This is a genomic window from Arthrobacter sp. A2-55 (genome assembly GCF_025548615.1).
GTDB lineage: Bacteria > Actinomycetota > Actinomycetes > Actinomycetales > Micrococcaceae > Specibacter > Specibacter silviterrae.
This window is the reverse complement of the sequence record NZ_JAJLOZ010000129.1, coordinates 1-3,580: the sequence shown is the minus strand read 5'-3', so window position 1 is coordinate 3,580 and position 3,580 is coordinate 1. Positions and strand designations below refer to the sequence as shown.

3 protein-coding genes are annotated in these 3,580 nt (G+C 66.3%); all 3 read right to left on the bottom strand.

Annotated elements, in window-relative coordinates:
• Positions 1 to 648: 648 nt before the first annotated feature.
• Positions 649 to 1,212: a MazG nucleotide pyrophosphohydrolase domain-containing protein gene (locus tag LPN03_RS20495; RefSeq protein ID WP_316255871.1), complete on the bottom strand. Its 564-nt coding sequence runs from the start codon at positions 1,210 to 1,212 to the stop codon at positions 649 to 651.
• A gap of 88 nt (positions 1,213 to 1,300) precedes the next feature.
• Positions 1,301 to 2,527, bottom strand: a complete 1,227-nt coding sequence (locus tag LPN03_RS20490; protein WP_262455725.1) for an adenosine deaminase — start codon at positions 2,525 to 2,527, stop codon at positions 1,301 to 1,303.
• 34 nt (positions 2,528 to 2,561) lie between these two features.
• Positions 2,562 to 3,455 (bottom strand): DedA family protein, encoded by an 894-nt coding sequence (locus LPN03_RS20485; RefSeq protein WP_262455724.1) that lies wholly within the window; start codon positions 3,453 to 3,455, stop codon positions 2,562 to 2,564.
• Positions 3,456 to 3,580: the final 125 nt, after the last annotated feature.

Genomic DNA, 3,580 nt, shown 5'->3' with positions numbered 1-3,580 from the left:
CATCCACGTTAAGTGCCGGTTGGCGAAGAAATTCCGGGTTCCAAATCCGATTCGAATCGGCAGAGCAGCTCCTGCGAGCTGGACGACGGTTTGCCCGCAGGAGGTGCACCATCGATCCCCGACACCTCTCCATGCCCGCAGGAGGTGCACCATCGATCCCCGACACCTCTCCATGCCCGCAGGAGCTGCACCATCGATCCCCGACACCTCTCCATGCCCGCAGGAGCTGCACCATCGATCCCCGACACCTCTCCATACCCGCAGGAGCTGCACCATCGATCCCCGACACCTCTCCATACCCGCAGGAGCTGCACCATCGACACCCCGACACCTCTCCATACCCGCAGGAGCTGCACCATCGATCCCCGACACCTCTCCATACCCGCAGGAGCTGCACCATCGATCCCCGACACCTCTCCATACCCGCAGGAGCTGCACCATCGATCCCCGACACGGGCCCCTCGTCCGGCATTACCCCCTACGCCCCACGCCGAACGGACACTTAACGTGGATGTTTGCTGCAAACATCCACGTTAAATGCCCGTTCGGCAATGTGGTTTGCTTGGTCCAGCATGCGACGCCTCGCCGCACGCGCAGCCTCGCCGCCGCCTCGCCGCCGTCGTGCTTCCCCCCCGCTGACCGAGCGGGCTAGGGCTGCTGGAACCTGCGGACAGCCGTCCGCAGTGCCCGCTCCGCATCCAGGCCCTGCGCCCGGGCGGCCCTCACCACGTCGAACAGCAGCTCGCCGAGCTCATTCTCCGTTTGCGGCGGGTCCCCCTGGGCTCGACTGGCCCGGCCATCGGCGCGGCCCTCCACGCGGTCCAGGGTTTTGGCCGCGAGGGAAAGAGCCGGCAGGGACGCCGGGAGCGAGTCAAAAACCGAATGTCCCCGCGGCTTCTCAACCGCCTTGGCCGCCTCGTAGCTTCGTTCAATCTCCGCGATGCACTCCGGAAAGTGGTCCTGCAGCGACCCGTCCGGGCGGAAAACGTGGCTGTTGCGCCGGACCAGCTTTGCCCGCAGGGTCTCCGCCACGTCGGCCAGGGTGAATCCGCCGGTCTCGGACTGCAGCAGGGAATGGAGCATGACCTGGTAAAGCACGTCGCCGAGCTCGCCCTTCAGCGCGTCGGCGTCGAGGGGGCCCGGCGCCTCAACCACGTCCGCCAGCTCATAAGCTTCCTCGATGAGGTAGGCCATGAGCGATTCGTGTGTCAGCGCCGCCGTCCACTTGCAGTGCCGCCGCAGTTGCGCGATGACCTCCGCCAGGCGTTCGACGGCGGCGCCGCCTGCCCCAGTGTCCGTCTTAACCCTCGTCGCCGTCGGACCCGTAGGACCCGTCGGACCCGTTGCCCTCGGACTCGTCGCCGTCGCCGGACCCCTCGTCATCCTCGTCGTCGAACAGATCGTCGTAGCACTCGATGATGTAGTCGGCCAGCTGCTCGCGCGCCTCGATCGGCAGGAACGCGGCGTGCACGGCGTTCAGCGTCAGCTCCAGCATGGTGTCCAGGTCGTAGCCGAAGGTGTCGCGCAGCAGCTCAAACTCGCCCGTCAGCGTCACCCCGCTCATGAGGCGGTTGTCGGTGTTGACCGTGACGTTGAAGCCCAGCTGGTGCAGCAGGTCGATGGGGTGTTCGGAAATCGTGGTGCCAAAGGCGGCAATGGCCCCGGTCTGCAGGTTCGACGACGGGCACAGCTCCAGCGGGATCTGCCGGTCGCGCACCCACTGGGCCAAATCGCCCAAGGTGACCGTGCCGACGTCGTGCCCGTCTTCCTGAACCACGTCCAGGTGGATGTCCTCGGCAATGCGGACGCCGTGGCCCAGGCGCAGCGCGCGGCCGTGGACCAGCGCGTCCTGGATGCTGTCCAGCCCGGCGGCCTCGCCGGCGTGGACGGTGGCGGGGAAGTTGTTCTCGGCCAGGTAGGTGAACGCCTCGGTGAAGCGGGAGGGCAGGAAGCCGTCCTCGGCGCCGGCAATGTCAAAGCCAACCACGCCGTTGTCGCGGTGGCGCACGGCCAGCTGCGCGATCTCGGAGCCGCGGTCCGCATGGCGCATGGCGGTGACCAGCTGGCCCACCTCGATGTAGCCGCCGGCCTCGTCGACGTTGTCCATGCCTTCCTCGAGGCCTTGCTGGACGGCCTCAACCACTTCGTCAAGCGTCAGCCCCTTGGTGAGGTGCTGCTCGGGTGCCCAACGCACTTCGCCGTACACCACGCCGTCGTCCGCCAGGTCCTCAACGAACTCGCGGGCCACGCGCACCAGGGCGTCATGGGTCTGCATGACGGCGATGGTGTGGTCAAAGGTCTCGAGGTAGCGCACCAGGGAGCCGGAATCGGCCGACTCCAGGAACCACTTGCGCAGCGCCTCGGGATCGGTTTCCGGCAAAGTGTGGCCCACCTCGGCGGCAAGTTCGATGATCGTGGCGGGCCGCAAGCCGCCGTCCAGGTGGTCATGGAGGGACACCTTGGGCAGGGATTTGATGTCCGCGGCGGGGGCGGAAACAGGGTGCTGGTGCTCAGTTAGGTTAGTCACAGTCACCACTTTAGGGAGGCGGGGCGCTGCGGCGCTACTTCTGGCTGGTTCCGTGCGCTAACGGCGTATCCGCCGCTCCGCCGCCGGGCACCGGTTCCGGCATTGCGCCGGGTATTTCTTCAGGTATTTCTTCAGGCTCTCCGCCATGCACGACGCCGGTCCCTCCCGTTGCGCCGCCAGCCGCCACCGCGCCGTCCCCGGCTTGGGCGGAAACGTCGGCGGGTTGCGCCGCGCGTGGCCCGGTTTGCGTGGCGGCGGGCCCGCTTTGAGCCGCGGCGGGCCCGGTTTGGGCGGCGGCGGGTGCCGCACGGCCCGCGGCCTGCACCTGAGCCACCATCTGAGCGGCCACGAGGCCGGGTTCCGCACGGGGGGCCAGCTTGCCGCGCTTTTCCAGCTGGTGGTGCAGGATTTTCATGGCGTGGTCCACGATGAACCCGATCACAATGGCAAAGGCGATGGCGATGCCCACACCCAGGAGCGGATTGTGGTGCACCCAGCGGCCGGCGAACGTCCCAACGGCCACGGAATATCCTGCCCACGTCACCACGGCAATGCCGTCAAGGACCACAAAGCGGCGCCACGGGAAGTGCGTGGCCCCGGCGGTAAAGTTCACGGCTATGCGTCCCACGGGAATGTAGCGGGCCGTGAAGATCAGGATGGCCCCGCGTTTTTCCAGTTCCCGGCCCGCCCACGAAAACGCCTGGGCCCCGCGGGGCCGGCGCATCCACTTGAACCGGGTGGTGCCGAGCTTGTTGCCCATGAAATAGGCAATGTTGTCGCCAATCATGGCGCCTATGGTGGCGCCAAGAATCAGCAGCCAAATGTTGGGGGAACCGGTTCGCAGCGAAATGGAAGCCAATGCCACAATGGCGGTCTCGCTGGGCAGGAAAAGGAAGAAGCCGTCGATCAGGCAAAACAGGCTAACCATGGGGATGACCCACCATTGCGCGGAAGAATGCGCAATAACAAAGTTAATCTGGTTGATGATGTGCAAAAAATCCACCGGGGATGGTTCCTCTCCTCTGGCGGGGTGTCACTCACTAGTTTCCCACG

Coding starts and splice junctions, on each gene's coding strand:
- LPN03_RS20485 (WP_262455724.1), bottom strand. CDS start 3,455: ATGGTTAGCCTGTTTTGCCTGATCGACGGCTTCTTCCTTTTCCTGCCC.